This is a genomic window from Faecousia intestinalis (assembly GCF_040096185.1).
Taxonomy (GTDB): Bacteria; Bacillota; Clostridia; order Oscillospirales; family Oscillospiraceae; genus JAZOXB01.
This window is the reverse complement of record NZ_JBBMFF010000166.1, coordinates 1-24,927: the sequence shown is the minus strand read 5'-3', so window position 1 is coordinate 24,927 and position 24,927 is coordinate 1. Positions and strand designations below refer to the sequence as shown.

Annotated in this window: 16 protein-coding genes; 13 read left to right on the top strand and 3 right to left on the bottom strand. The window is 62.1% G+C overall.

Going from position 1 to position 24,927, the window contains the following annotated elements:
* Positions 1-9 precede the first annotated feature (9 nt).
* Positions 10-3,771 carry a DNA-directed RNA polymerase subunit beta gene (rpoB, locus tag WMO66_RS04715; RefSeq protein ID WP_349135235.1) on the bottom strand — a complete coding sequence of 1,254 codons (3,762 nt, stop codon included), beginning with the start codon at positions 3,769-3,771 and terminating at the stop codon, positions 10-12.
* A gap of 447 nt (positions 3,772-4,218) precedes the next feature.
* Here rpoB and WMO66_RS04710 point away from each other — a divergent pair, with 447 nt between their 5' ends.
* From WMO66_RS04710 to WMO66_RS04690, 5 genes are all read left to right on the top strand, one after another.
* Positions 4,219-5,601, top strand: a complete 1,383-nt coding sequence (locus WMO66_RS04710) for an MATE family efflux transporter (protein WP_349135234.1) — start codon at positions 4,219-4,221, stop codon at positions 5,599-5,601.
* A gap of 59 nt (positions 5,602-5,660) precedes the next feature.
* A complete protein-coding gene (locus tag WMO66_RS04705; RefSeq protein ID WP_349135233.1) occupies positions 5,661-6,620 on the top strand; it encodes an alpha-L-fucosidase in 960 nt (319 codons plus the stop codon).
* 76 nt (positions 6,621-6,696) lie between these two features.
* Positions 6,697-7,563: a hypothetical protein gene (locus WMO66_RS04700; RefSeq protein ID WP_349135232.1), complete on the top strand. Its 867-nt coding sequence runs from the start codon at positions 6,697-6,699 to the stop codon at positions 7,561-7,563.
* A gap of 116 nt (positions 7,564-7,679) precedes the next feature.
* Entirely contained in the window at positions 7,680-8,456 is a 777-nt protein-coding gene (locus tag WMO66_RS04695) for a ZIP family metal transporter (protein ID WP_349135231.1), read from the top strand.
* Between the two features lie 444 nt (positions 8,457-8,900).
* Complete coding sequence (locus tag WMO66_RS04690) at positions 8,901-13,019, top strand: 5'-nucleotidase C-terminal domain-containing protein (RefSeq protein WP_349135230.1); 4,119 nt, start codon at positions 8,901-8,903, stop codon at positions 13,017-13,019.
* A gap of 92 nt (positions 13,020-13,111) precedes the next feature.
* Here the strand turns inward: WMO66_RS04690 and WMO66_RS04685 are convergent, their stop codons facing one another.
* Positions 13,112-14,263 (bottom strand): amidohydrolase, encoded by a 1,152-nt coding sequence (locus tag WMO66_RS04685; protein WP_349135229.1) that lies wholly within the window; start codon positions 14,261-14,263, stop codon positions 13,112-13,114.
* Positions 14,264-14,565: 302 nt separating this feature from the next.
* Between WMO66_RS04685 and WMO66_RS04680 the strand changes: the two genes are divergently transcribed.
* The 7 genes from WMO66_RS04680 to WMO66_RS04650 all read left to right on the top strand — a co-directional run bounded on the left by WMO66_RS04680 (position 14,566) and on the right by WMO66_RS04650 (position 22,435).
* Positions 14,566-15,360 (top strand): HAD family hydrolase, encoded by a 795-nt coding sequence (locus tag WMO66_RS04680; RefSeq protein ID WP_349135228.1) that lies wholly within the window; start codon positions 14,566-14,568, stop codon positions 15,358-15,360.
* Positions 15,361-15,417: 57 nt separating this feature from the next.
* Positions 15,418-16,752: an extracellular solute-binding protein gene (locus WMO66_RS04675; RefSeq protein WP_349135227.1), complete on the top strand. Its 1,335-nt coding sequence runs from the start codon at positions 15,418-15,420 to the stop codon at positions 16,750-16,752.
* Positions 16,753-16,862: 110 nt separating this feature from the next.
* On the top strand, positions 16,863-18,155 hold the full coding sequence (locus WMO66_RS04670) for an alkaline phosphatase family protein (RefSeq protein ID WP_349135226.1): 1,293 nt from the start codon (positions 16,863-16,865) through the stop codon (positions 18,153-18,155).
* Between the two features lie 7 nt (positions 18,156-18,162).
* The gene (locus WMO66_RS04665) at positions 18,163-19,221 is read left to right on the top strand and encodes an ABC transporter ATP-binding protein (protein WP_349135225.1); all 1,059 of its coding nucleotides are present in this window, start codon (positions 18,163-18,165) and stop codon (positions 19,219-19,221) included.
* Positions 19,218-20,138 carry a carbohydrate ABC transporter permease gene (locus tag WMO66_RS04660; RefSeq protein WP_349135224.1) on the top strand — a complete coding sequence of 307 codons (921 nt, stop codon included), beginning with the start codon at positions 19,218-19,220 and terminating at the stop codon, positions 20,136-20,138. Before WMO66_RS04665 ends, WMO66_RS04660 begins: the two co-directional genes overlap by 4 nt.
* A gap of 9 nt (positions 20,139-20,147) precedes the next feature.
* Positions 20,148-20,966, top strand: a complete 819-nt coding sequence (locus WMO66_RS04655) for a carbohydrate ABC transporter permease (RefSeq protein WP_349135223.1) — start codon at positions 20,148-20,150, stop codon at positions 20,964-20,966.
* Positions 20,967-20,971: 5 nt separating this feature from the next.
* On the top strand, positions 20,972-22,435 hold the full coding sequence (locus WMO66_RS04650; RefSeq protein ID WP_349135222.1) for a bifunctional metallophosphatase/5'-nucleotidase: 1,464 nt from the start codon (positions 20,972-20,974) through the stop codon (positions 22,433-22,435).
* Positions 22,436-22,618: 183 nt separating this feature from the next.
* Here WMO66_RS04650 and WMO66_RS04645 read toward each other — a convergent pair whose 3' ends face one another.
* Positions 22,619-23,356, bottom strand: a complete 738-nt coding sequence (locus WMO66_RS04645; protein WP_349135221.1) for a MurR/RpiR family transcriptional regulator — start codon at positions 23,354-23,356, stop codon at positions 22,619-22,621.
* 74 nt (positions 23,357-23,430) lie between these two features.
* Between WMO66_RS04645 and WMO66_RS04640 the strand changes: the two genes are divergently transcribed.
* A complete protein-coding gene (locus WMO66_RS04640; protein ID WP_349135220.1) occupies positions 23,431-24,606 on the top strand; it encodes a M20 metallopeptidase family protein in 1,176 nt (391 codons plus the stop codon).
* Positions 24,607-24,927: the final 321 nt, after the last annotated feature.

Genomic DNA, 24,927 nt, shown 5'->3' with positions numbered 1-24,927 from the left:
GCCTCCTCCTTATTCTTCGTCCTCGGGCGCATCGGAGATGTCATACGGGCACTCCGGCTCGGGGTCTTCCTCTTCCTCGTCATCGTCGATGCCGATGATCTTTTCCAGAGCGTCGAGGCCCTGCTTCGCCTCGCTGTCGGCATCGATGCCGTAGCCGGAGGAGAGCACCTCGTTCTCATCGGTGACCAGATTCTCGCGGCCGGAGTCGGTGTAGACGATCTCATCATCATCGTCATCCTCCCGCAGCTCGATCTCCTCACCCTGATCGTCGAGCACGCGAACGTCGAGGCACAGGGCCTGCAGCTCCTTGACAAGGACCTTGAAGGACTCCGGAACACCGGGCTTCGGCACGTTGTGGCCCTTGACGATGGCTTCGTACGTCTTGACACGGCCGGTCACGTCGTCGGACTTCACGGTCAGGATCTCCTGCAGCGTGTGGGCTGCACCGTAGGCCTCGAGGGCCCAGACTTCCATTTCGCCGAAGCGCTGGCCGCCGAACTGTGCCTTGCCGCCGAGCGGCTGCTGCGTGACCATGCTGTACGGGCCGGTGGAGCGGGCATGGATCTTATCATCGACCAGATGATGGAGCTTGAGGTAATACGGATAGCCGACCGTGACAAGGTTATCGAACGGCTCGCCGGTGCGGCCGTCATACAGGACCGTTTTGCCGTCCTCGCGAAGACCGGCAAGCTTCAGAGTCTCGCGGATGTCCTTCTCGTTCGCGCCGTCGAAGATCGGCGTTGCGACCTTCCAGCCGAGGGCGTGGGCGGCGTAGCCGAGGTGGACCTCCAGGACCTGTCCGATGTTCATACGGGACGGAACGCCCAGTGGGTTCAGAGCGATATCCAGCGGCGTGCCGTCCGGGAGGAACGGCATATCCTCCTCCGGGAGGATGCGGGAAACGACGCCCTTGTTGCCGTGGCGGCCGGCCATCTTATCGCCGACGGAAATTTTACGCTTCTGTGCGATATAGACGCGGACGATCTTATTGACGCCGGGGGCCATCTCGTCGCCGTTCTGGCGGGTGAAGACCTTGACGTCCACGATGATGCCGGACTCGCCGTGCGGGACCTTCAGGGAGGTATCGCGGACCTCGCGGGCCTTTTCGCCGAAAATGGCGCGCAGCAGGCGCTCCTCAGCCGTCAGCTCGGTCTCGCCCTTCGGGGTGACCTTACCGACGAGATAATCGCCGGACTTGACCTCTGCGCCGATGCGGATGACGCCGTTCTCGTCGAGGTCCTTGAGGGTGTCCTCGCCGACGTTCGGGATATCGCGGGTGATCTCCTCCGGCCCGAGCTTCGTGTCGCGGGACTCGGTCTCGTATTCTTCAATATGAATGGACGTAAAGACGTCCTCGCGCACCAGGCGCTCATTGAGCAGGATGGCGTCCTCGTAGTTATAGCCTTCCCAGGTGACGAAGCCGACAAGCACGTTCTTGCCCAGTGCGATCTCGCCCTGCGAGCAGGCGGGGCCGTCGGCCAGGACCTGCTCCGTCGTCACACGCTCGCCGACCGCGACGATCGGGCGCTGGTTGACGCAGGTGCCTTGGTTGGAGCGGGCGAACTTCGTCAGGGTGTAGTCGCGGACGCTGCCGTCGTCATAGCGCACGCTCACGCCGTCGGCGGAGACGCGGGTAACGACGCCGTCGCCCTCGGCCTTGATGCAGACCTCAGAGTCCACGGCGCACTTCTGCTCGACGCCGGTGGCGACGATCGGGGCCTCCGTGACCATCAGCGGCACGGCCTGACGCTGCATGTTCGCGCCCATCAGGGCACGGTTCGCGTCGTCGTTCTGCAGGAAGGGGATGAAGGCCGTTGCGATGGAGGTCATCATCTTCGGCGAGACGTCGATATAGTCGATGACCTCGCGATCGACGGCGATGATCTCGTCGCGGTGGCGGCAGGTGATGCGCTCATTGAGGAGCATGCCGTTCTCGTCGACCGGCTCCTTTGCCTGCGCGATATGGTAGTCGTCCTCGACGTCGGCGGACATGTATTCCACCTCATCCGTCACGCGGGAGCCGACATATTTGCCGTTTTCGTCATAGATGCGCTCGACCTTGCGGTACGGCGCTTCGACGAAGCCGTATTCATTGATCTGGGCGTAACTCGCCAGATAGTTGATCAGGCCGATGTTCGGACCTTCCGGCGTCTCGATCGGGCACATACGGCCGTAGTGGCTGTAGTGGACGTCTCGGACATCGAAGGAAGCGCGCTCACGGCTCAGGCCGCCGGGGCCGAGGGCAGACAGGCGGCGCTTGTGCGTCAGCTCTGCCAGCGGGTTATTCTGATCCATGAACTGGGACAGCGGCGAGGAGCCGAAGAATTCCTTGATGACCGCTGTGACCGGGCGGATGTTGATGAGGCTCTGCGGCGTAACGGTATCGAGATCCTGCACGGTCATGCGCTCGCGGATGACGCGTTCGAGGCGGGTGAAGCCGACGCGGAACTGATTCTGCAGCAGCTCGCCCACGCAGCGCAGACGGCGGTTGCCGAGGTGGTCGATGTCGTCCGTCGTGCCCGCGCCGATGACGACGCAGTTGAGATAGTTGATGGTGGCGAGGATATCGTCGCGCGTGATGTGCTTCGGAATGAGCTCATCGCGGCGCTCCTCAATGGCATCCTCCCAGGCCTCGGGAGCCGCACCCTTGAGCTGCTCGAGCATCTCGAACAGGACCTTGCGGCAGACCTTCTCGTGGATTCCGTACTGCTCCGGGTCGAAGTCCACGAAGTTCTTCATGTCGACCATGTAGTTCGAGAAGACCTTGTGGTCCTTGTCGCCGACGCGGATGACGGCGTCGCACACGCCGCGGGCCGACAGGGCCTGCGCCTGTGCACGGGTCAGGACAGTGCCCGGCATGGCAAGGATCTCGCCCGTCAGCGGGTCAGCGACCGGCTCGGCCAGCTCCTGACCGCTCAGGCGGGTCCAGATGTCCATCTTCTTATTGAACTTGTAGCGGCCGACACGGGAGACGTCGTAGCGGCGCGGATCGAAGAACAGCGCGTCGAGATAGGCCGCGGCGTTGTCGACCGTGGGCGGCTCGCCCGGGCGCAGACGGCGGTAGATCTCGAGGAGGCTGTCCTCGCGGGTCTTGCACGGGTCGCGCTCCAGCGTGGCGACGATGCGGGGATCCTCGCCGAACAGCTCCAAAATCTGCGCGTCGGTCTCCACGCCGAGAGCACGGATGAGGCAGGTGATGGGGAGCTTGCGGTTCTTATCGATACGGACGTAGAACACGTCCTGCAGGTCGGTCTCATATTCCAGCCATGCGCCGCGGTACGGGATGACCGTTGCGGTATAGATGTGCTGGTCGGCCTTATCCACGGTATCGCCGAAGTACATGCCGGGGCTGCGGACGATCTGGGAGACGATGACGCGCTCTGCGCCGTTGATGACGAACGTGCCGCCGTTGGTCATGAGCGGGAAATCGCCCATGAAGATCTCCTGATCCTTGATCTCGCCGGACTGCTTGTTGAGCAGGCGCACGCGGACCTTGATCGGCTTCGCATAGGTGGCGTCGCGCTCCTTGCACTCTTCAATGGTGTACTTGGGCTTCTCGTCGAGGGAGTAGTCCAGGAAGGACAGCTCGAGGTTGCCGGTGTAGTCGCTGATGGCGGCCACATCGCGGAAGACCTCATGCAGGCCCTCCCGCAGGAACCAGTCGTAGGAGTCCTTCTGGATCTTCAGCAGGTTGGGCATCTGCAGGATCTCCTGATACTTGGCATAGCTCTTGCGAACGGTCTTGCCATAGTTCACGTCCTTGACTTGCATTTGCTTGATCACGCCTTTCTGTCGTCGTTTCGTGCGCTGTCTCAGCAATGACACGCGTGGGTCAGTTGCTGTTTTTTCATTTTAGTCCCTTGCCGTGCGGCGCGGTCTGTGGTATAATCTGACCATGAGGTGGAGGTTGGCCTGCGCCGCACTTCACAGCATTGGGTATTGATTTTACCACATTTTTTCTTCCGCGTCAATGCATTTCTTTGGAATATCCCCTGATTTTTTCGTCTGGCTTCCCGAAAGCCGGGCTTTTTTTGCCCGATTTTTCCGCCCATTCGTCCATTTTTCAGGGAAAAATCCTGTTTTTGTACATTCTGACGGATTCCGACCCCGAATTGCGCGAAAAAATCAGAAGGTTGCGGATTGTATTTTTTTCGGTCAGAGAATACAATGCAGACGTTTTTTGAAATTGAAATTTCTATGGACTCCGGAGGGACTCTTATGGCAAAAACCGCATCCCGGAACCTGACGACCGGTTCCCCCACGCGGCTGGTCATCGGCTTTCTGCTGCCGCTGCTTGGTGGCCTGCTGTTCCAACAACTATATAATATGGTAGACACGCTCGTCGTCGGCCGTTTTCTCGGCATGGACGCGCTTGCGGGCGTCGGCTCGACGAGCTCCGTCAATTTTCTGGTGCTCGGCTTCTGCATCGGCATCTGCAACGGCTTCGTCATCCCCGTAGCGCAGAAATTCGGTGAGGGCGACGAGGCGGAGCTGCGCCGCTTTGTGGCAAACAGCATCTGGCTCTCGGCTGCGTTCGCCGTGGTGCTCACCGTGGCCACGGCACTGCTGTGCACGCCCGTGCTGCGCTGGATGAACACGCCGGACAATATTTTCCGGTATGCCTACGACTACATCTTCGTCATTTTCCTCGGCATCCCCGCCATCATCCTTTATAATCTCGTCTCCGGCGTCATCCGCTCGCTCGGAGACTCCCGGACCCCGATCTATTTTCTCGTTCTCTCCTCCCTGCTGAACGTTGCGCTCGACCTGCTGGCCGTCGCCGTGCTCGGCATGGGCGTGGAGGGCCCGGCATGGGCGACCGTGATCTCGCAGGCCATCTCCGGCCTGCTGTGTCTGGCCATCATGGGAAAGCGCTATCCCGTTCTGCGTTTTCGCCCCGGTGAGCTGCGGCCGAGCCGCACACATATCACGCGGCTGTTTGCCATCGGCGTGCCGATGGGCCTGCAGTATTCCGTCACCGCCATCGGCACCATCGTCGTGCAGACGGCCGTGAATGGCCTCGGCGCGGTCTCCATCGCAGCCGTCACCGCAGCAAACAAGGTCAGTCAGCTCTTCACCTGTCCGTTCGACGCCGCAGGCACGACCATGGCCGTCTACGGCGGGCAGAACTATGGCGCAATGAAGCTCGACCGCATTCACCGCGGCGTGCGCGCCTGCGTGCTGCTGATGTTCGCCTATTCCGCCCTCGGCCTCGGCGTTCTTGCCCTCTTCGGCGGCAAGCTGTCGCTGCTGTTCCTCGACTCTGCGGAGAGCGCCGCCGTCCGGAACCAGATCGGTCTGCTGGCGCAGCAGTTTCTGGTGTGGAACGCCAGCTGCTATTTCCTGCTGACGCTTGTCAACGTGCTCCGATTCCTCATTCAGGGCGTCGGCTTCACGCAGCAGGCCGTGTTTGCAGGGGTGTTTGAGACGATCGCCCGCTGCTTTGTCGGCTTTGCCGTCGTGCGCTGGATCGGCTACACCGCCATCTGCCTTGCAAACCCCGCCGCATGGCTGCTGGCCGACTGCTTCCTTGTCCCCATCTATTTCCACGACATGCACATTCTGCAGCGCCGTTTCGCGCAGCGCCGCGCAGAGGCTTGACGAACGCCTGCTTTGCCCGTATAATCATCCCATAGAAAATCGGAAAGGCGGGCCTGCGAATGGACCATCTCTGTGCGCTTCAGCGCGACTTCATCAACCTCCGGCTCGGCACGTTTATCCACTGGAACAGTGCCGCCGTGCAGTTCCACGCAAACCCCGACATCATCGACTGGGAATTCGATCTGGAAAACGGCGGAGAGCCGCGCCGTTATCCCTTCCCCGAATCAGACTGGGCGCCCCGCGCGCCGGACTGCGATCGCTGGGCGCAGATCGCCAAAAGCGCAGGCTGCCGCTTTGCCGTCCTGACGGCAAAGCACCACGAGGGCTTCGCACTCTGGCCGTCCGAATTTGGGAACCACAGCGTCGCGCAGGCCACGGTCCGGACGGACATCGTCGCGGAATTCCTGCGGGCCTTCCGCGCAGCCGGTCTGCAGGCAGGCCTGTACTTCTCCGTGCTCGACCTGACGGCCGGGATCGGGCGGCGCTCCTTTCCCCCTGCGCAGCGCGAGCTCGTGCTCGGGCAGATCACGGAGCTGCTGACGAACTACGGCGAGATACCTTATCTTATTATAGACGGCTGGAACGCCCCGTGGGGCGGCCCGTCCTACCGCGAGCTGCCGTTCGAGGAAGTCGATGCCCTCGTCAAGCGCCTGCAGCCGAACTGCCTGCTCATGAATATCGGCTGCACGGAGGGCATCTCCGGCACGGACGTCGTCTTCTTCGAAAACGGCGCCGGGCAGGAGCTGACGCCCGGCTTTGCCGGTCCCGGCGCACTGTGCCAGAAGCTGACGCGGACGTGGTTCTACCGCGACGACGAAAAGGAGCCGAAGAGCGCCGACTGGGCGCTCGGCCTCATGGAGCAGTGCTTCGCCAGCCACGCCAATTTCATGCTGAACCTCAGCCCGGACCCCGACGGCCGCATCCCCGCGCCGCTGGCAGAGCGCTTTGCCGAGATCGGCGCGCGCGTCTCGTTCCCGGCCCCGCTCACGGAGCTGCCCGCAGGCTGGCTGCGGCGCTGAGCCGGGTTCCCGATCGCCCTCCTTCGGCATATGCTGTCGAAGGAGGGCGATGTGCTCTCCGGAAAGGAGAAATACTATGGCAACCTTTACGAATCAGGCCACGCTGACCTACAACGGCGGCACCGTCAACTCCAACATCGTCACGGGCGAGCTCGTGCAGGTCCTGACCGCCTCGAAAACGGCAGCCGCAGAGAGCTACCGCACCGGCGACCTTGTGACCTATGTCGTCCAGCTGCGCAGCACCGGTGCGGCGGCGCTGACCGGGCTGACCGTGACCGACACGCTCGGCACGACGAACTTTCCTGCCACGGGCGGCACGGTGCAGCTCACGCCGCTGACGTATCAGGCAGGGACGCTCCGCTATTTCATGAACGGCGTGCTGCAGACGGCCCCGGCCGTCACAGTACTGGCAAACGGCATCCGCATCGAGGGCGTCACCGTTCCAGCAGGCGGCGTAAGCACACTGGTCTATACGGCCCGCGTCAATGCCTTTGCCGATCCCTCGGCAGAGGGCACGATCGAGAACACCGTGACCGTCACCGGCGGCAGCCTGACCGAGGCTGTCACGGCCGTGGAGACGCTCCCGGCAGCCACAGAGCCGGACCTGCGCATCACCAAGGTGCTCGAGCCCGTGCAGGTCAGCGACAGCGGCACGCTCACCTATACGTTCGCGATCGAAAACTACGGCGGCGCTGCGGCCGACGCAGCCGCGGGCATTACCGTCACCGACCGCTTCGATCCGATCCTGCGCGGCATCGCCGTCACCTATAACGGCGACACCTGGCTTCCGGCCAACTACACCTACGACACGGCGACCGGTCTGTTCCGGACCGTGCCCGCCGCGATCACTGTCCCGGCCGCTTCGACCGTGCAGGACCCCGAGACCGGCGTTTGGACAGTCCGCCCCGGCACGGTCACCCTGCAGATCACCGGCACGATCTGATTCGAGCCAGCCAGCCGCGGATGCGGCGGGCATTTTTTTGAGATTTCCGGCTTGCATCCTGCAGCGATTTATGCTACCATGTGGTTAGTATATACTAACCACAATAGGAGGCGCCTATGACAACATTCTATGGGATCCTCATCCCGTTTCTCGGCACCACGCTCGGCGCGGCCTGCGTGTTCTTCCTTCGCAGAGCGCTCGGCGACCGGCTGCAGCGCGCCCTGACCGGCTTTGCCGCCGGTGTGATGGTCGCGGCCTCCGTCTGGAGCCTGCTCATCCCGGCCATTGATCAGTCTGCCGCGCTCGGCCGTCTTTCGTTCCTGCCCGCCGCCGTCGGCTTCTGGATCGGCGTGGCCTTCCTGCTGCTGCTCGACCGCGTCATCCCCCACCTGCACCGCAACGCCGGTCAGGCCGAGGGCCCGCGCACGCAGCTGCAGCGGACGACCATGATGATCCTCGCCGTGACGCTGCACAACATCCCGGAGGGCATGGCCGTCGGCGTCGTCTACGCCGGATATCTGACCGGAACGGCCCAGATCTCGGCCGCTGGGGCGCTGGCGCTCTCGCTCGGCATCGCCATCCAGAATTTTCCCGAGGGGGCCATCATCTCCCTGCCGCTGCGCGCCGAGGGCCAGAGCCGCATGCGCGCCTTCGCGGGCGGCGTGCTCTCCGGCATCGTCGAGCCGGTCGGCGCAGTGCTGACCGTTCTGGCCGCGCGCTTCGTCGCCCCCGCCCTGCCCTATCTTCTGAGCTTTGCGGCAGGCGCGATGCTCTATGTCGTCGTGGAGGAGCTGATCCCCGAGATGTCCGAGGGCAAGCACTCGAACATCGGCACGATCTTTTTCGCCGTCGGCTTCAGTGTGATGATGATCCTGGACGTCTCGCTGGGCTGAATCGTGCCCGTTTTCGCAGCGATTCCATGTAGAGTCTCATACATATGGTCAAAATGCCGAAAAGCGTTTTTCGTGCTGTCCTTAGCAGGACAGCACGTTTTTTATATTGCATATGCAGCATATTGTCCAGAATTTTCCTGTTTTTTCTGTCAAAATCCCGCCGGACACGCTGTGGCTCCCTTTGCTGCAAAAAATGCAGGAAAACGTTGCGACAGCGGCGCTTTGCGCAGTTTTTGCTGTTTTTCACAAAGAGAAAATCAGCTTCCCGTAACAAGACTTCCTTGTCAGTTCTCCCAATTTTTCCCTCAGGTCTCCCCGCTTCCTTTACAATTTCTTTACAAAGTGTTAGAATATTGCCGACGGAACCTGTGATGAATGGTGGATTTTTGTCACGATTTCCAAAACGTGCAGCGCAGCTGCAACTACAAACAAAGGAGTCTTGAAATGAAACACATTGCAAAGCGTCTTCTCTCGCTTCTGCTCGTGGTCTGCCTCGTTCTTTCCGTGGCAGTCATCCCGGCAGGCGCGGCAGAGACCAAGCTGACCTCGGTCTACGCGTCCTACGCAGCCGAAGGCCACACGAATGCCCCGGTCGCGGATGACGTCTTCGAGGCGAAGTCCGATTCGATCACCGTCAGCATCCTGACGACCACCGATATGCACGGCCGTGCATACGACTGGAACTCCTACACGAACAGTGCCCTGAGCAACAACTTCCTGCAGGCGGCGAAGCTCGTCGCAGAGCGCCGCGCCGACGTGGACGACAGCATTCTTATCGATGTTGGCGACATTCTGCAGGGAAGCGCGCTGAGCAGCTACAACATTCTCCAGGAGGGCGGCGAAAACAGCCCCATGGCGACTGCGCTGCGCTACATTGGCTATGATGCCTTTGTGCTGGGCAACCACGAGTTCAACTATGCGCCGCAGATTCAGTGGAACTACTACAATCTGCTGACCTCCACGGACAAGGCCGTCGCCGGTCAGCCCGTCGACGTCATCTGCTCGAACGTCGTGGAGACGGAGACGAACGAATCCGTGTTCTCCCCGTACAAGACCTTCACCTACAAGTTCGAGGATGGCACGACCTTCACCATCGGTCTGCTGGGCTTCGAGAACATGAACAACGCGAACTGGGACGTCGCCAGCCACTATGAGGGCTGCACGTTCGGCCATCCCGACAACACCGAAAAGTCCTATGTCTATGAGTGGGAAAACTACTACGGCAAGGAAATGCAGGAGAAGTGCGACTACATCATCGTCGCCATGCACAGCGGCGAGGGCAATCCTGACATCTACAATCAGGAGAACCAAGGCGGCTACTTTGCAACGCATACCACCGGCGTTGACATGCTGCTGACCGGCCACAACCATCAGAGAAGCGCCGTTACCCTGCAGAACAAGAACGGCGAGAACGTCCTCGTCATGAACGGCGGCGGCTCCACCCTCGGCGAGACCGTCCTCACCCTCACGAAGGGCGCCGACGGCAAGGTCACCGTTACCGCAGCCGAGTCCACCATGCATCCTCTGAACTCTGCCCTCGGCAAGGACGAGAACGGCAGGGACATCCGCGTCCCCAGCCCGGATTTCAAGTCCGGCGACCCCAACTACGACGGTCTGAAGGACCTCATCACTCCGCTCTTCGAGCGCTCCGATGCCTTCGTCAACAAGAAGATCGGCACGGTCTCCGGCACCTGGGACACCATCTCAAACTACTACCTCACGCAGAGCGATTCCTATGATCTCGTCCACAAGGCACAGATCTGGGCCGCCTGCACCGACAACAACATCGACCCGACGAAGGAGCACGTCATCTCCATGACGACGCCGGTCGCAAAGCGCGGCTGGAGCGTCAGCTCCCTGCTGGCCGACGGCGCAACCTCCGGCGACATCAGCCTGCGCGACTGCTACTCCCTGTATCAGTACGACAACAACACGCTCTACATGATCCGGATGACCGGCGCCCAGCTCAAGAGCTGGATGCAGCACACGGCACAGAACTACCGTGTCAAAGACGACGGTCAGCTTGGCGGCGGCGGTTTCGGCTGCGACACGTTCTACGGCGTGAACTACGACGTCTATGTCGGCAATCCCGACAACCAGCGCGTGCAGAACATCACCTACGCGGACGGCACGGCCGTGAAGGATGACGACACGATCTACGCCTGCCTCAGCTCCTACCGTCTGAGCGCGACGAAGGACTCCGACGCCTACGGCTGGTTTGCCTCCACCGGCATCACCTCCAGCAGCGACGAGGTTCTGTGGGATGCCACCATCTCCGAGCGCTTCAACAACGTCGGCGGCTCCGTGCCCCTCATCATTGGCGAATACATCAAGGAAATGACCGCCGAGGGCAAGGACATCACCCCGGGCCGTGAAACGAAATGGGCCGTCCACGCAGAAGCAAATCCCGTGAAGACCATCGAGGTCTTTGAGACCACCGACGTGCACGGCTACCTTGTCGACACATCCTCCGGCAACGAGTCCACGTTCCAGTACCGCATGGCCTACATCGCCAATGCCGTGAACGAGGCCCGTGCCAATGCCGAAAACGACGCCGTTCTCCTGCTTGACGGCGGCGACATCTATCAGGGCACTCCCGTTTCGAACCTGACCTACGGCAACGCTCTGCGCGCCGCCTTCGACGCCATGGGCTATGACGCAGTCTCGCTCGGCAACCACGAGTTCGACTGGGACGTCAAGGCCTATGCCGCCGATGAGAACGGCACCATGCCCGCCTATGAGATCGGTGAGTTCAAGGGCGACAGTAATATCCCCGTTCTGGCCTATAATCTCTATGATGCAGGTACGACGAACCGCGCCTCCTTTGTCAAGGACTATGTCATCGTTGACAAGGCCGGTGTGAAGGTCGCGCTTGTCGGCTACATCCCTGACTACTCCATGGATATCATGACCGCCAAGATCGCCCCGTATGACATCGACCCGAGCATTGAGAAGCTCAATGCGAAGATCGAGTCCATCGTTGCAGCCGAGAACCCTGACGTCGTCGTCGTTGTGGCGCACGCCAGCCCGCGCGGCCTTGCAAACAGCGTCAACTCCGAGCTTGTCGACCTCGTCGTCGGCGGCCACTCCCACAGCGTTTCCTACGGCGTCGCCGACAACGGTGTAGCCTATATTCAGGGCAACTGCCAGGCGAAGGGCTATGCCAACGCCAAGATCCAGTTCAACACCGAGACGAAGGAAGTCACGGTCGTGAACCCGAGCTATGTGAACACTACCGGCCGCGACAACACCCAGAACCTCTATGACACCGAGGGCAACACGAAGCTCGACCCGACCGTTCTCGCCATCAGCCACGCCTCCTGGGATGCGGTAAAGGGCGACATGTCCGAGGTCCTCGGCGTTGCCGACCAGAGCATCACCCGCCGTGCACCCATCGGCAACAGCAGCAGCACCATCGCGGGCAACTGGCTGACCGGCCTGATGCTCGAGGCTACGAAGGAGCTCAACACCGTCGTCGCCTTCACGAACAGCGGCGGCATCCGCTGCGACCTTCTGGCCAACGAGGGCGAGACGACCCGCACCGTCACCGTCGGCGATATCTACGCCATCACCCCGTTCGGCAACCGCCTCTACACCTATGACCTCACCGGCGCGGAGCTTGCCGCTACCGTTGAGAATTCCTTCAGGAACAGCAATTACGGCGATCAGTTCTCCGGCATGGTCGTAAAGTACACGGCAGAGCCGGACGGCAAGGATGAAAACGGCCGACCGGTCCGCGGTGCCCGCACCGTCGTGTCCATCGTGCTCGATGACGGCACCGTCGTCGACATCAAGGACAACACGAAGACCTACCGCGTTGCCGTCAATGAGTACTGCGCCACCCTGCCCGGCTCCGTCTTTGAGAACAAGACTCCCGTGCAGAACGTGAACGAGGCTCCCGTTGACAACATCAGCGCCATCGAAGCTCTGCGCGCCATCGGCAAGGCCAACAACGGCAAGCTGCCGCTGGACCTGACCGAGCGCTGCGTGAAGGTCGAGCTTGTGGAAGAGGATCCCTGCGAGCAGTACACCGACCTCGATGCAAACGCCTGGTACGCCGAGAGCGTCCACTTCGCTCTGGTCAACGGCCTGTTCGTCGGCTTCGGCGATGGCACGTTCCGTCCGGAAGCCGCGCTGAGCCGCGCCATGGTCGCCACCGTCCTGTACCGTCAGGCGGGCAGCCCTGCCGTCACCGGCACGAGCACCTTCCCCGACCTCAAGGATGACTGGTATGCTGACGCCGTCGCATGGGCACAGGAGGCCAAGGTTGTCATCGGCGATGACAAGGGCCTGTTCCGTCCGGATGACGACGTCACCCGCGAGGAAATGGTCACGATGCTCTATCGCTTCGCCGCCTCCCAGAACATGGACACGACGACGACCGGCGATCTGAGCAACTTCACTGATGCCTCCAGCGTGCAGAGCTATGCCACTGAGCCCATGACCTGGGCTGTCGGCAACGGCATCATCCTCGGCATGGGCAACAACGAGCTCGCCCCGCGTGAGAGCGCGACGCGCGCCCAGTTTGCCGCCATCACGGCCCGTCTGGCTGCGCTGAAGTAAGCGCAGGGATACGGCCCTGAACGCATAAAAATGATCCAGCCAGGGTTGGGAGTGATCCCACCTTGGCTGGATTTTTTACGATTTATGTTCTCTTATTCCGCGCGGTACACGACCTCGCCGTTCACAAACGTCATCCACGCCTCGCCGCCGATCGTCGTAAGCGGGTCCGCCGTCCAGAGGACGAGGTCCGCATCCTTGCCCGGCTCAAGACTGCCGACACGCGCATCGATGCCGAGGCTGCGGGCCGGGTTGATGGTGATGGCGCGCCACGCCTCCTCCATCGGCAGACCGGCCGAAGCCGCCAGTCCGGCCGCCAGCGGCAGATACTGCAGCGGAATGACCGGCGCATCCGTGATGATGCTGACCGTCAGGCCCGCGCGGTACAGCGTGCCCGCCGTTGTGAAGCTCTTGTTGCGCAGCTCGACCTTCGTCTTGCCGCCGAGCGACGGTCCGACGAAGACCGGGACCTGCTCCTTTGCCAGCTCGTCGGCGATCAGCTCGCCGTCCGTACAGTGGTCCAGCGTGAGCTTCAGGCCAAACTCGCGCGCGATGCGCACGGCCGTCAGGATATCGTCCGCGCGGTGGGCGTGGCACTTGAGCGGGATCTCGCCGTTGACCACGGGCAGCATGGCCTCGAGCTTCATGTCGAACGCCGGATTCTTGCCCGCCTCCTTGTCGTCGCGGTAGCGGAGCGTGCGCAGCAGCAGCTCGCGCAGCAGGGCGGCGACCGCCATGCGCGTCATGGGGCTCTGGCGCTTGTCGTGGCCGTAGCAGCCCTTGGGATTCTCGCCGAAGGCGCACTTCATCGCGGCGGGTGCGCGCAGAATCATCCGGTCGACGCGCTTTCCGGCCAGCTTTACGATGACGAACGTGCCGCCGACGACGTTTGCGCTGCCGGGTCCGGTGCAGGCCGTCGTCACGCCGCCGCGCAGGGCCAGCCCGAAGGCCTCGTCCTGCGGATTGATGGAGTCGATGGCGCGCAGCTGCGGCGTCAGCGGCTCGACGATCTCATTATAATCCATGCCCTCCCAGCGCATGCCCTCGTTGTCGAGGCCGATATGGCAGTGCGCCTCCACGCAGCCGGGCGTGAGCAGGCGGCCCTGCGCATCGAGAGTCTCAACGCCCTCCGGCGCGTCGACCGTCTGGCCGACGGCGGCGATTTTCCCGTTTTCGAGGAGCAGGCAGCCGTTTTTCAGGTCCGGCCCGGCCATGGTCTTGATATTTGCGTTGCGGATCAGCAGCATCGTTGTTCTCCTTTCGTGCGCGGTGCGCACCTGGTTTCTATTTCCAGTATAACGGCACGGCGTGCTTCTGACAAGTGCTTTTCTTTTTCATTCCAGCCGGCTTCGTGTTAAATCCGCATAAATTTCATGTAAAATCGTCATTTTTTCATGTTTTTCCGAGCTTTTCTGACGAAAAGACATATTTTCACGCAAACGAAAAAATTTTTCGGCCAAACCTGTGATATAATCAAGTTACGGCAGCAGGGGCGCGGTCCGGATCATCCGCACGAGCCTGCCAACCGCCGCACAAAGGGAGGCCCGCCATGCAAAACCGGATCGTCATCTTCGATCTCGACGGAACCATTTATCAGAACAGCGTCTTTCACCGCGGCTATCTGCGGACGCTTGTTGCCGGGACGTGGGCCGAATCACTGGAGGCGGACCTTGTCCGGCTGGCAGAGGCGATCTTCGCCGGGCGTGAGCTGGACATGAACCGTTTTTACCGCCGTGGGCGTGCAGAGGCCGCCACCGTGCCGGAGCTCGTGCAGGCCCTGCGGAAGCGGGTGCTTCCAAATATGACCTATGCCGAAGCGCTGCAGGCAGACGATGTGGTCTATCTCGGCGATGCGTGGGCCGTTCTGGCCTACCTTGGCGATGCGCTCGGCTGTCTGGACGGCGACCGCGCCAATGAGGTCTATCGCCTGACCCGCCTGCAGATGGAGCAGGCCGGGATGCACGGTGACCGCGGGCTTTATGAGGCCATCATGCGGCTGGAGCAGCGCTGCCGTGTCGTTCTGCTGAGCAATTCCTACGAAGAGACCGTGCGGGAGTTCCTGCGGCAGCTCGGCTTTGCCGGAGCGTTCCGCGAGATCTGCAGCAGTGCGAACAAGCCCTACGGCATGATCGCGAGCCTGCAGGCCCTTGACCCTGCGCTGCTGGCGCGGCCGGAGGCCCTGATCAGCATCGGAGACCACGCCTTCAATGATCTGATGCCCATTTCTGCCATCGGCGGGCAGACGCTCTGGATCGACCCTTATCCGGGCATCCACGAGCCGGAATATACCTGGTGTGTCCACACGCTTGCGGAGCTTGCCGCATTTCTGGACACCATTTCCTGAGCAGTGAGCGTCATCCGACGTTCCGATAAAAACACGAGACAATGGAGGAGAAAACACATGAAAGCACGCATTCTTGCCCTTCTGCTTGCTCTGGTCATGGTCGCGAGCCTGTTCGCGGCATGCAGCGCAGGAAAGACGGACGCTTCGGGCGCCAGTACCGGAGCCTCGCAGACCACCGATGACAGCAAGACCACCGAAGACACGAAGCCCGTAAAGACCGAGAAGACGAAGATCGTCTACTGGCACGCCTACACCGACCAGCACGAAGAGAAGTTCCTCGAGCTCGCAGCCGCCTTCAATGCCTCGCAGGATGAGTACGAGCTCGTCGCCGAGCAGCAGCCGTACAGCGAGATCGACAGCAAGACCATGCAGGCCGTCCGCAACGGCACCGGCCCTGACCTTGTGAACATGTATCCGTCCGACGCCGTCAACTATCTGAACGAGGGCCGCCTTGTCGACCTGTCCGTTTACATCAACGACCCGGAGATCGGCATCCCGAACTTCAAGGACAACGTTCCCGCCGGTCAGTACAGCGAGATCACCCAGTGGGGCGACGGCATCTACGTCTTCCCGTGCACCACGGCGGGCGAGGTCCTGTTCTACAACAAGACCATGTTCGACAAATATGGCCTCGAGGCCCCGAAGACCTGGACAGAGCTCGCAGAATGCAGTAAAATCATTCACGAGAAGGAAGGCATCCCCGGCTTCGGCACCGACTCCCTCGTGGACACCTATCAGTGCCTCATCATGCAGGCCGGCAGCGGCTACATCGACGAGGACGGCAACTATGCCATTGACGAGACCATCGCCAAGGAAAAGCTCAACTGGTTTGCAGACCTTGTGAAGTCCGGCGACTTCCGCCTTGTCGGCGAGGACGTCTTCTTCTCCGGCCCGTTCGGCAGCCAGGCCGTCGCCTCCTACATCGGCTCGAGCGCCGGTGTCAGCTATGTCGAGCTGGCCGTAAACGATGCCTTCGAGATCGGCTGCGTGCCCATCCCGCAGGAGGGCCCCGTCCGCTACATCTCCTCCTGGGGCAACAACTTCGCCTGCCTCAGCACCGATGAGGATCACGCCCGCGGCGCCTATATGTTCCTGAAGTTCCTCACGTCCACCGAGAACATCGTGCAGTGGGCCGAGGCCTTCGGCACCGTCCCCATCTATAAGGAAGCCCGCGAGAGCGCCGAGTTCCAGCAGTTCGCCGAGACGAACATCGCCGTCAAGGCCCTGACCGAGGAAGCCGACGACATCGGCATGCTGGCCAGCGTCCCCGGCGCAGCGGCCATGCGCACCGAGATCGACAAGATGGTCCAGAGCGTTGCCCTCAACGTCAGCGACGCCGACACCGCCTATGCGGCCTTTGAGACCGCCTGCCGCGAAGCCCTCGCAAAGTAATACCCGCCCACTCCAACAGGCGGACGTCCCGGCGGACGTCCGCCTGTACGCAGACCAGCGCATTCCGGTCGGGCCCACACCCGCCGCCGTTCCAACAGGAAGGAGAACCTATGTCGAAAGTCCTTGTATTCTGTATCGATGCCCTCTGTGCCTCCGACGTCGCGCGCATGCGCCGCATGCCGCACTTCGCGCAGCTTCTGGAGCGCGGTGCGCTCGTCGAAAAGATCGAGCCGGTGCTCCCGGCCCTGACCTACACCTGCCATACCTCGATCCTGACCGGCACCTATGCCGGGCGGCACGGGATCGTGCACAATGAAAAAATGACCCGCGGCGGCCATCTTGACGCGCCGTGGTACTGCATGAAGTCCGATGTCCGCGGCAAAACGCTGCTGGACCATGCCCGCGAGAACGGCCTGACGACCTGCTCTCTGAGCTGGCCCGTCTCCGGCGGCGCGGACTATACCATGAATATGCCGATGATCGTTCCATACAGCTATCAGGGCTACCAGCCCCAGCAATGGCTGGAGCACACGGCCACTGCAAACCTGATGGACCGTTACTTCTATAAACACGGCCGCTACCTGATGGGACCGACGCGCAGCCTTGACCTGTTCACCATGGCGCTGGCGCTGGACATCCTGGAGGACGGCCCGCAGCCGGACATCATGCTCGTCAAGCTGTGCGACCTCGACTCCGCCCGGCACACCTACGGCGTGGAAAGTGAGCAGGCCGAGACGCAGCTGCGCATGCACGACGAGCAGCTCGGCGCTATTCTGGAATGCCTGCGCCGCAAGGGCACGCTGGACGAGACGAACATCATCGTCCTCGGCGACCACGGCCAGACCGATATCCGCGATGCCTTCCTGATGAACGTCTACTTCCGGCAGCTTGGGCTTCTGTCCGTTGACGCCGAAGGGCAGATCACCTCGTTTGACGCCGTCTGTCACTCCACCGGCCTTGCCGCCCTCATCGAGGTGCGCGACCCGGACGATGCTGCACTGATGGCACGCGTGCGCGAGGCGCTCGAGGCCCTGCGGCATGACCCGGACGTACAGCTCAGCATGGTGCTGGACGCCGCCGAGGCGCAGGCGCGCTACGGCCTGTCCGGCCCGTTCGACTTTGTTGTGGAGAGCAGTCTTCCCATTGCGTTCGGCGAGTACCCGGACGGTGACACGCTCTGGCGCAGCTGCCAGCCGGGAGACAAGAAGACCGGCGTGGCGACCCACGGCGGCAGCCCGGCCCGCGAGGAGGTCACAACATTCTTCGCCGCCGGACCGGATGTGCGGCCCGGCACGGTGCACGGCAGCCGCTCCATGGTCGACGAAGCGCCCACCATGGCCGCCATGCTCGGGCTGACGATGCCCGATGTCGACGGCGCACCCATTTTCGAAATATTGAGGTGATACGGACATGCAGATCAAACTCGAACATCTGACCAAGCGTTTCGGCGACACCGTTGCCGTAAACGACCTTTCCATCACACTGGAAAGCGGCAGGCTCATCGCCCTGCTCGGTCCGAGCGGCTGCGGCAAGACCACAACGCTGAACATGATCTCCGGCATTCTCCCCGTGAGCGGCGGCAGCATTTTCTTTGACGACCGCGATGTAACGAATCTGCCGCCGGAAAAACGCGGCATTGGCCTCGTCTTCCAGAACTACGCGCTCTATCCCCACATGACGGTCCTGCAGAACATCTGCTTCCCGATGGAAATTCAGCGCATCCCCAAGAAGGAGCGCATCCGCCGCGCCGAGGAGCTGGCGGAGATGGTGCACATCACCCCGTATCTCAAGCGCAAGCCCGCGGAGCTCTCCGGCGGCCAGCAGCAGCGCGTCGCCATTGCGCGCGCCCTGTCCAAACGGCCGGACGTGCTGCTGCTCGACGAGCCGCTGTCCAACCTCGACGCCAAGCTCCGCGTGGAGATGCGCGAGGAGATCCGCCGCATCCAGCGTGAGGCCGGCATCACGACCGTCTTTGTCACGCACGATCAGGAGGAGGCCAGCAGCATCGCCGACCGCGTCGTCCTGCTGCGTGACGGCGTGCTCCAGCAGGAGGACACCGCCCGCGGTCTCTATGAAAACCCGGTCAACCTCTTTGCTGCGGACTTCCTCGGCACGCCTCCCATCAACCAGCTGCACGGCGTTGTGCAGAACGGCCGCCTTGTGCTGGACGGCGGCATTCCCGCTGCGCTGGCGCTGCCGGACGGCCTTGCAGAGGGGCAGGAGATCGTTCTGGCCGTCCGCGCCGAAAGCATCCTGCCGCAGAGTGATACGCCCGCCTTCCGCACGACTGTGCTGGAGCGCTATTCCCTCGGCAAGGACGAGCTCGTCCGCCTGCAGGCCGGCCCCGCCGAGCTTCGCGGTCTTGTCCCGGCCGAGCTGGAGATTCTGCCCGGCGCAGAGCTGGCCGTCGGCCTGAAAAAGCGCGGCGTGTTCCTGTTTGACGCCAAGACGGGGGTGCGGTACTTATGAGCCGCCGCAAGCTGCGCACGCGCGCAGACGGCGAGCGCGTGACCTTCCGCACCTTTGCGGAGCCGGGGCTGTTCCTGCTCCCGTTTCTCATCGGTCTTCTGGTCTTCACCGTCTATCCGTTCATCAATGTCATTCTGCTGTCGTTCCGGCAGGACTACAGCCTGATGACCGGCGAATTCTCCGGCATCGGTCTCGGGAACTACGCCGAGATCTTTCATGACGCGAATTTCCTCAACGGCCTGCGCAACACGGCACTGTACGTCCTGTTTGTCGTGCCGATCGTCACGGTGCTGTCTCTGTTCCTCGCCTCGCTGCTCAACTCGTGCACAAAGCTGCAGGGCCTGTTCCAGACGTGCTATTTCCTGCCGATGGTCACGTCCGTCACGGCGGTCGGCCTCGTGTGGAAATGGATGTTCAACTACGATTACGGCCTGATCAACTATGCGCTGTCGCTGTTCGGCGTTTCCCCCGTGAACTGGCTGAACGACCCGCACTACAATCTTGCCGCCCTCATCATCTACGGCATCTGGAGCATGCTGCCGTTCACGATCATTCTGCTGCTCTCCGGCTTCCAGAACATCAACCCGCAGTATTACACGGCCGCGCGCATCGACGGTGCGTCCTCCGGGCGCATCTTCCGCCGCATCACCGTGCCGCTGCTGGCCCCGACGCTGGGCCTGACGATGATCGTGAACGTCATTTCGGCTTCGAAGGTCTTCTCGGAGCTGTTCCCGCTGTTCAATGGCAATCCCGGCTCGGCCTACTCGCTGTATACCGTCGTATATTACCTGTTCGACATGTTCTACAAGCAGTGGCAGCTCGGCCCGGCTGCGGCCAGCGCCGTCGTGCTGTTCGTCATCGTCCTGATCTTCACCATGCTGCAGCTCTTCATCCAGCGCAAGTGGAAGAATTATTGAGGTACCGCCATGAAAACTGCAAAAAAATCCTTTGCCTATCTCGTTCTGATCATCGGCGCGCTCATCATGGTGCTGCCGTTCTTCTGGATGATCATCTCCTCGCTGAAAACGGCCGCCGAGGTCAACACGACTCCCCCGACGTTCTGGCCGAAGGAGCTCGTGTTTGAAAACTATGTCTATGCGTTTGAGAAGGCCCCGTTCCTGCGCTATTTCTGCAACTCGCTGCTCGTGACCATCGTCTGCGTTGCCTGCACCATGTTCACAACCATCCTCGCGGCCTTCGCCTTCTCCCGGCTGAAATTCCCGGGGCGCGACCTGCTGTTCTCCCTGCTGCTTTCGCTGATGATGATCCCGTTCGAGATGCTCATCATCACGAACTACACGACCATCGTGAAGCTCGGGCTCAACGACACGCTCATCGCGCTGATCCTGCCGTTTACCTCCAGCATCTTCTACACCTACATCCTCCGGAATTTCTTCCTTGCCATTCCGGACAGCCTCTATTATTCCGCCCGCGTCGACGGCGCGAGCAACTGGCGCTACCTCTGGCGCGTCATGGTGCCCATGTCCCGCCCTGCCCTCGTGACGATTGGCCTGCTCGACGCCATTGCCTGCTGGAACTCCTTTCTGTGGACCGTCATCGCCACGAACACGAAGGAGGTCCGGACGCTGCCGTTCGGCCTTTACGCCTTCATGACCTCCAGCGGCATCCGCTATGAGCGCCTGATGGCCGCCTCGACCATCGTCGTGGTGCCGATGATCCTGCTGTTCATCTTCTGCCGCAAGAGCATCGTCACCGGCGTGTCGCGCGGCGGCCTGAAGGGATGAGCGCCATGGGAGAGCTCGTTCTAGACCTGCTTTGCCACGCCGATTTCTCCGGCCGCATCCGTCCCTCCCGTGAGGATATCGGCTTTCCGGCCTTTTCCGCCGAGATCGCAAAGCTGCGCGCGCAGAATCCGGAGGGAACGCTCCTGCTCGACGCCGGTGACGCCTTCAGCACGAACTACTGGCCCGGCCTGCCGCTTGTCGGCGCCATGATCCGCAGCAAAACGGACGTCATGACGCTCGGCAACCACGAATTTGACCGTGGCCCAGCCTTTCTGGACAGCTGCATCAGCGCCTGTCCCTTCCCGATCCTCTGCGCCAATGTGCGCCGGAAAGCGGATAGTGCGCCCGTCCCCGGCACAAAACCGTGGGTATTGCTCGAGCGCTGCGGCATTCGCATCGGCGTGCTCGGCCTCACGACGGAATACACGCCCTACATGGTGGAGAAAAGCGCGTTTGCCCCGTTTGAAATGACCTCCGCCGCCGAAGCAGCCGCGCGCCATATCCCGGCAATGCGCGCCGCGGGCGCGGACGTCGTCGTCGTGCTGACGCACATGCCGTTTTATCAGGCGGCGGACGGCACGCTCACGGGTGAGCTGCCGGAGCTGATCGACGCCTCGCCCGCTGCGGACGTCTGGATCGGCGGGCACATCCCCGGCGACTGCGCGCAGGTCCGCAGCGGAGCCTGCGTCGTCAAGGCCGGGTTCGGCGGGGCAAGCATCGCGCATGTCCGCCTGACACTGGACGCCGCATCGCACCGCATTCTGGACCGCAGCTGCGCCGTCGTGCAGACGGACCCGAACGGGCAGGCCGATCCGGAGATCACCCGGTATATCCGCTCCGTCACCGACCCGTTCGAGCCGTATTTCCGGGAGCCCCTCGGGTCCCTGAACGAGCGCTGGCGCATGACGCTGGCCCACGAGTCGAAGCTCGGCGACTTTCTGGCGGACTGCCTGCGCTATGGCGGGCAGACGGAGCTGTCCTACATGAACACGACCAGCGCCTGCGGTGAGCTGCTTCCGGGTGAGATCACGCGTGAGGAGCTGCTCTACTGCGCTGCATTTGACGACGAAATGTTCACCGGGATCATCACGGGCGCGCAGCTCCATGCCCTGCTCGAGGCCGTCTATGAGCCGGAGCGCTTCGGCAATAATGCTGCCATCGCCTTCTCCGGCTTCCACGCCGCAGTGGACCATACCCGCCCCGGCGGGCAGAAGGTTCTCTCTGTCACGCGGCCGGACGGTACGCCCATTGCGCCGGACGAGCGCCTCAGCGTCACGGTCAGCGCCTATATGGCCTCCGGCGGCAATGACACCGGAGCCATTGCCGGACAGATCGCCTGGAAACCGACCGGCCGCCACTATCACGAAGCCGTCAGCGCCTATGCAAAGTCCCTCGGCGTACTCACGGTCGCAGACTACCCGCGCCTGCACGAGACCGGCGAACCGGAAAACAACCACGCGCCCTATTGAGCGCACGGAAAAGGCCATAGATTTGTCATTGCGAGGAGCGAAGCGACGTGGCAATCTCGCAGCAGAGGACCTTCTGTTCCCGGAATGCTCCGGCGAATTCGCAGCGCAGTCCCCGCACACCGGAATGACGCAAAGAGCCGCTGCGGCGCACCGCAGCGGCTCAAATGAAACATATGCATCTTCTTATCGGAAAAGCCGTCCCATCAATTCCTCGAACGCGAGGATGACCTTGCCGAAGAACTGATTCGGCACGGCGCTGATGAGCGTCTGGTTGGAGGCGTCGACGAGGAACGTCAGGTCCGACATTCGCGCCAGCTTGGAATCCGAGCGGCGCGTGAAGCAGATGGCGGAAAAGCCCTTGCTCTCCGCTTCGCGCACGTCGTTGATGATGGCCTCCGTTTCGCCGCTCTGCGAGATGGCGATGATGAGTGAGGACTCCACGTTGCTCGTGATCTGGCGGTTCGCCTCCTCGCGGAAGAGCATGTAGTCATAGAAGTGGACGTGGTTGAACACCATGAAGCCACAGATGGCGAGCCGCTTGACGATGTAATTGGCGACCTCTTCTGCAAAGCCCTCGCCGACGACGAAGATCTTGCGTTCCTTGTACTGCATCAGCATTTTGCAGAACTGCTCGGCCTGCTCCGGCGTATAGCCGTCGATAAGGCCGCACAGCGGGTCCGGATCGCTGGAGCGGTGGCCCTCGCCGCTGGACTGTGCCAGATTATAATAAAGCTCGCTGTAGCCCGCAAAGCCCAGCCGCTTGCACAGCTTCATGATAAACGCCGTTGAAACATAGTTTTCGCTTGCGATCTGCTGAATGCCGACCTTGTTCCCGCCAAGCTCGATATGCCGGACGATGCTGGTAATCACCCGGCGCTCATCATCCGAGAGCAGGTTCGTCAGAATATAGTAGTTACTCACCTCAAGTGCCGCCTTCCTGAAATTTTACTCCGCCCATGCACCCGGCACAGCCGGTGTGCGGAAAGGAATCATTCATGTCATACATCATTTCACCGCCCGAAGATGCGGCACTGCAGGCGCACCTGCATAAGCTCCGCACGCAGCTCCACGAAGACCCGGAGCTTTCGTGGCAGGAGCACCGGACCACCCGGCTCGTCCGCCAGGAGCTGGAGGCTCTCTGCCTCGAGCCGGTCCCGCTCGGTCTGCCGACCGGCACTGCCGCGCTCCTGCGCGGCGCCCTGCCCGGCCCCACCGTCGGCCTGCGCGCCGATCTGGACGCCCTGCCGATCACGGAGCGCACCGGAGCGGAATTTTCCTCCCGCGTTCCCGGCGTCATGCACGCCTGCGGACATGATATCCATATGGCCGCCCTGCTCGGCGCAGCACGCCTGCTTGCAGCGCGGCGGGACCGGCTGGCAGGAAACGTGCTGTTCCTGTTCCAGCCCGCCGAGGAGGCCGCAACGGGCGCCATGCAGGTGCTGGAGCAGGGGCTGTTCCGCCGCGTTCCGGTGACGGGCATGCTGGCGCTGCACGTCTGGCCCGGTCTGGCGCAGGGGCAGCTCGGCATCCGGTCCGGCGCGATCCTCTCCGCCGTGGACAGCTTTGAGATCACCGTCACGGGGCGCGGCGGCCACGGCTCCGCACCGGAGCGGGCCTGCAACCCCATCCCCGCGGGCGCTGCGCTGGCTTCGGCCCTCACAACGCTGCGCGCCAACGACCTGCCACAGGCAGAGCCAGCCGTCACGGCCGTGACGTGCATTCAGGCCGGGACCTGCAACAATGTCATTCCGGACCGCTGTATCCTGCTCGGGACGATCCGCACGTTCTCCGCACGGACGCGGGCCCAGGCAAAGGCGCGGCTGGAGGCCCTCACGGCCGGTATCGCGGCCGCGTGGGGCTGCACCGCAGCAGTCGGCTGGACGGACGGAACGCCCGCCCTGTGCAACGATGCCGGGCTTGCAGCGGCAATGGAGCGCGCCGCCGTCTCCGTGTTCGGCAAAAGCGGCTGCGTGCAGATCGAGCCGCAGATGATCTCCGAGGACTTCGCCTGCTACGGAAGCGAGGTCCCGATCTGCTGCGCCCTGCTCGGCGTCGGCAGCCCGGTGGGCCTGCACAGCGCCGCGTTCTGTCCGGACTCTTCCGTTCTGCTCCCCGCCGCCCGCTTTCTTGCGGAAAGCGCATGGAGCGTGCTGGAGGACGCCCGTGCTTAAGCATGCGCTCTTTTCTATTATAGCGAAGTACGACCATTTTCGCAATTCCTATTCACGAATCAAACCAGAAAGAAAAATCCTGCCGGTCATCACTGGCAGGATTTGGGCGGATTTATGTTAATAGGCTGTTATAGATGGGGCACGCGAATAGCCTTTGTGAAATATTTTGCTGGCGCAAACTATGAAAGAAACGCTCTCGCGTTTGTGATATTTTCTGCTTCGCAGAAAGTGATATGAAATCCAGCCACCGCCGCAGCGATTTCACACACCGCAGGCGTATATCACACCGCGAAGCGGTATTTCACCCACCCGAAAGGGTGG

Bases quoted from the DNA above. Each gene is read 5' to 3' on its own strand.
- rpoB (WP_349135235.1), bottom strand. From the start codon at position 3,771: ATGCAAGTCAAGGACGTGAACTATGGCAAGACCGTTCGCAAGAGCTAT.
- WMO66_RS04710 (WP_349135234.1), top strand. From the start codon at position 4,219: ATGGCAAAAACCGCATCCCGGAACCTGACGACCGGTTCCCCCACGCGG.
- WMO66_RS04705 (WP_349135233.1), top strand. From the start codon at position 5,661: ATGGACCATCTCTGTGCGCTTCAGCGCGACTTCATCAACCTCCGGCTC.
- WMO66_RS04700 (WP_349135232.1), top strand. From the start codon at position 6,697: ATGGCAACCTTTACGAATCAGGCCACGCTGACCTACAACGGCGGCACC.
- WMO66_RS04695 (WP_349135231.1), top strand. From the start codon at position 7,680: ATGACAACATTCTATGGGATCCTCATCCCGTTTCTCGGCACCACGCTC.
- WMO66_RS04690 (WP_349135230.1), top strand. From the start codon at position 8,901: ATGAAACACATTGCAAAGCGTCTTCTCTCGCTTCTGCTCGTGGTCTGC.
- WMO66_RS04685 (WP_349135229.1), bottom strand. From the start codon at position 14,263: ATGCTGCTGATCCGCAACGCAAATATCAAGACCATGGCCGGGCCGGAC.
- WMO66_RS04680 (WP_349135228.1), top strand. From the start codon at position 14,566: ATGCAAAACCGGATCGTCATCTTCGATCTCGACGGAACCATTTATCAG.
- WMO66_RS04675 (WP_349135227.1), top strand. From the start codon at position 15,418: ATGAAAGCACGCATTCTTGCCCTTCTGCTTGCTCTGGTCATGGTCGCG.
- WMO66_RS04670 (WP_349135226.1), top strand. From the start codon at position 16,863: ATGTCGAAAGTCCTTGTATTCTGTATCGATGCCCTCTGTGCCTCCGAC.
- WMO66_RS04665 (WP_349135225.1), top strand. From the start codon at position 18,163: ATGCAGATCAAACTCGAACATCTGACCAAGCGTTTCGGCGACACCGTT.
- WMO66_RS04660 (WP_349135224.1), top strand. From the start codon at position 19,218: ATGAGCCGCCGCAAGCTGCGCACGCGCGCAGACGGCGAGCGCGTGACC.
- WMO66_RS04655 (WP_349135223.1), top strand. From the start codon at position 20,148: ATGAAAACTGCAAAAAAATCCTTTGCCTATCTCGTTCTGATCATCGGC.
- WMO66_RS04650 (WP_349135222.1), top strand. From the start codon at position 20,972: ATGGGAGAGCTCGTTCTAGACCTGCTTTGCCACGCCGATTTCTCCGGC.
- WMO66_RS04640 (WP_349135220.1), top strand. From the start codon at position 23,431: ATGTCATACATCATTTCACCGCCCGAAGATGCGGCACTGCAGGCGCAC.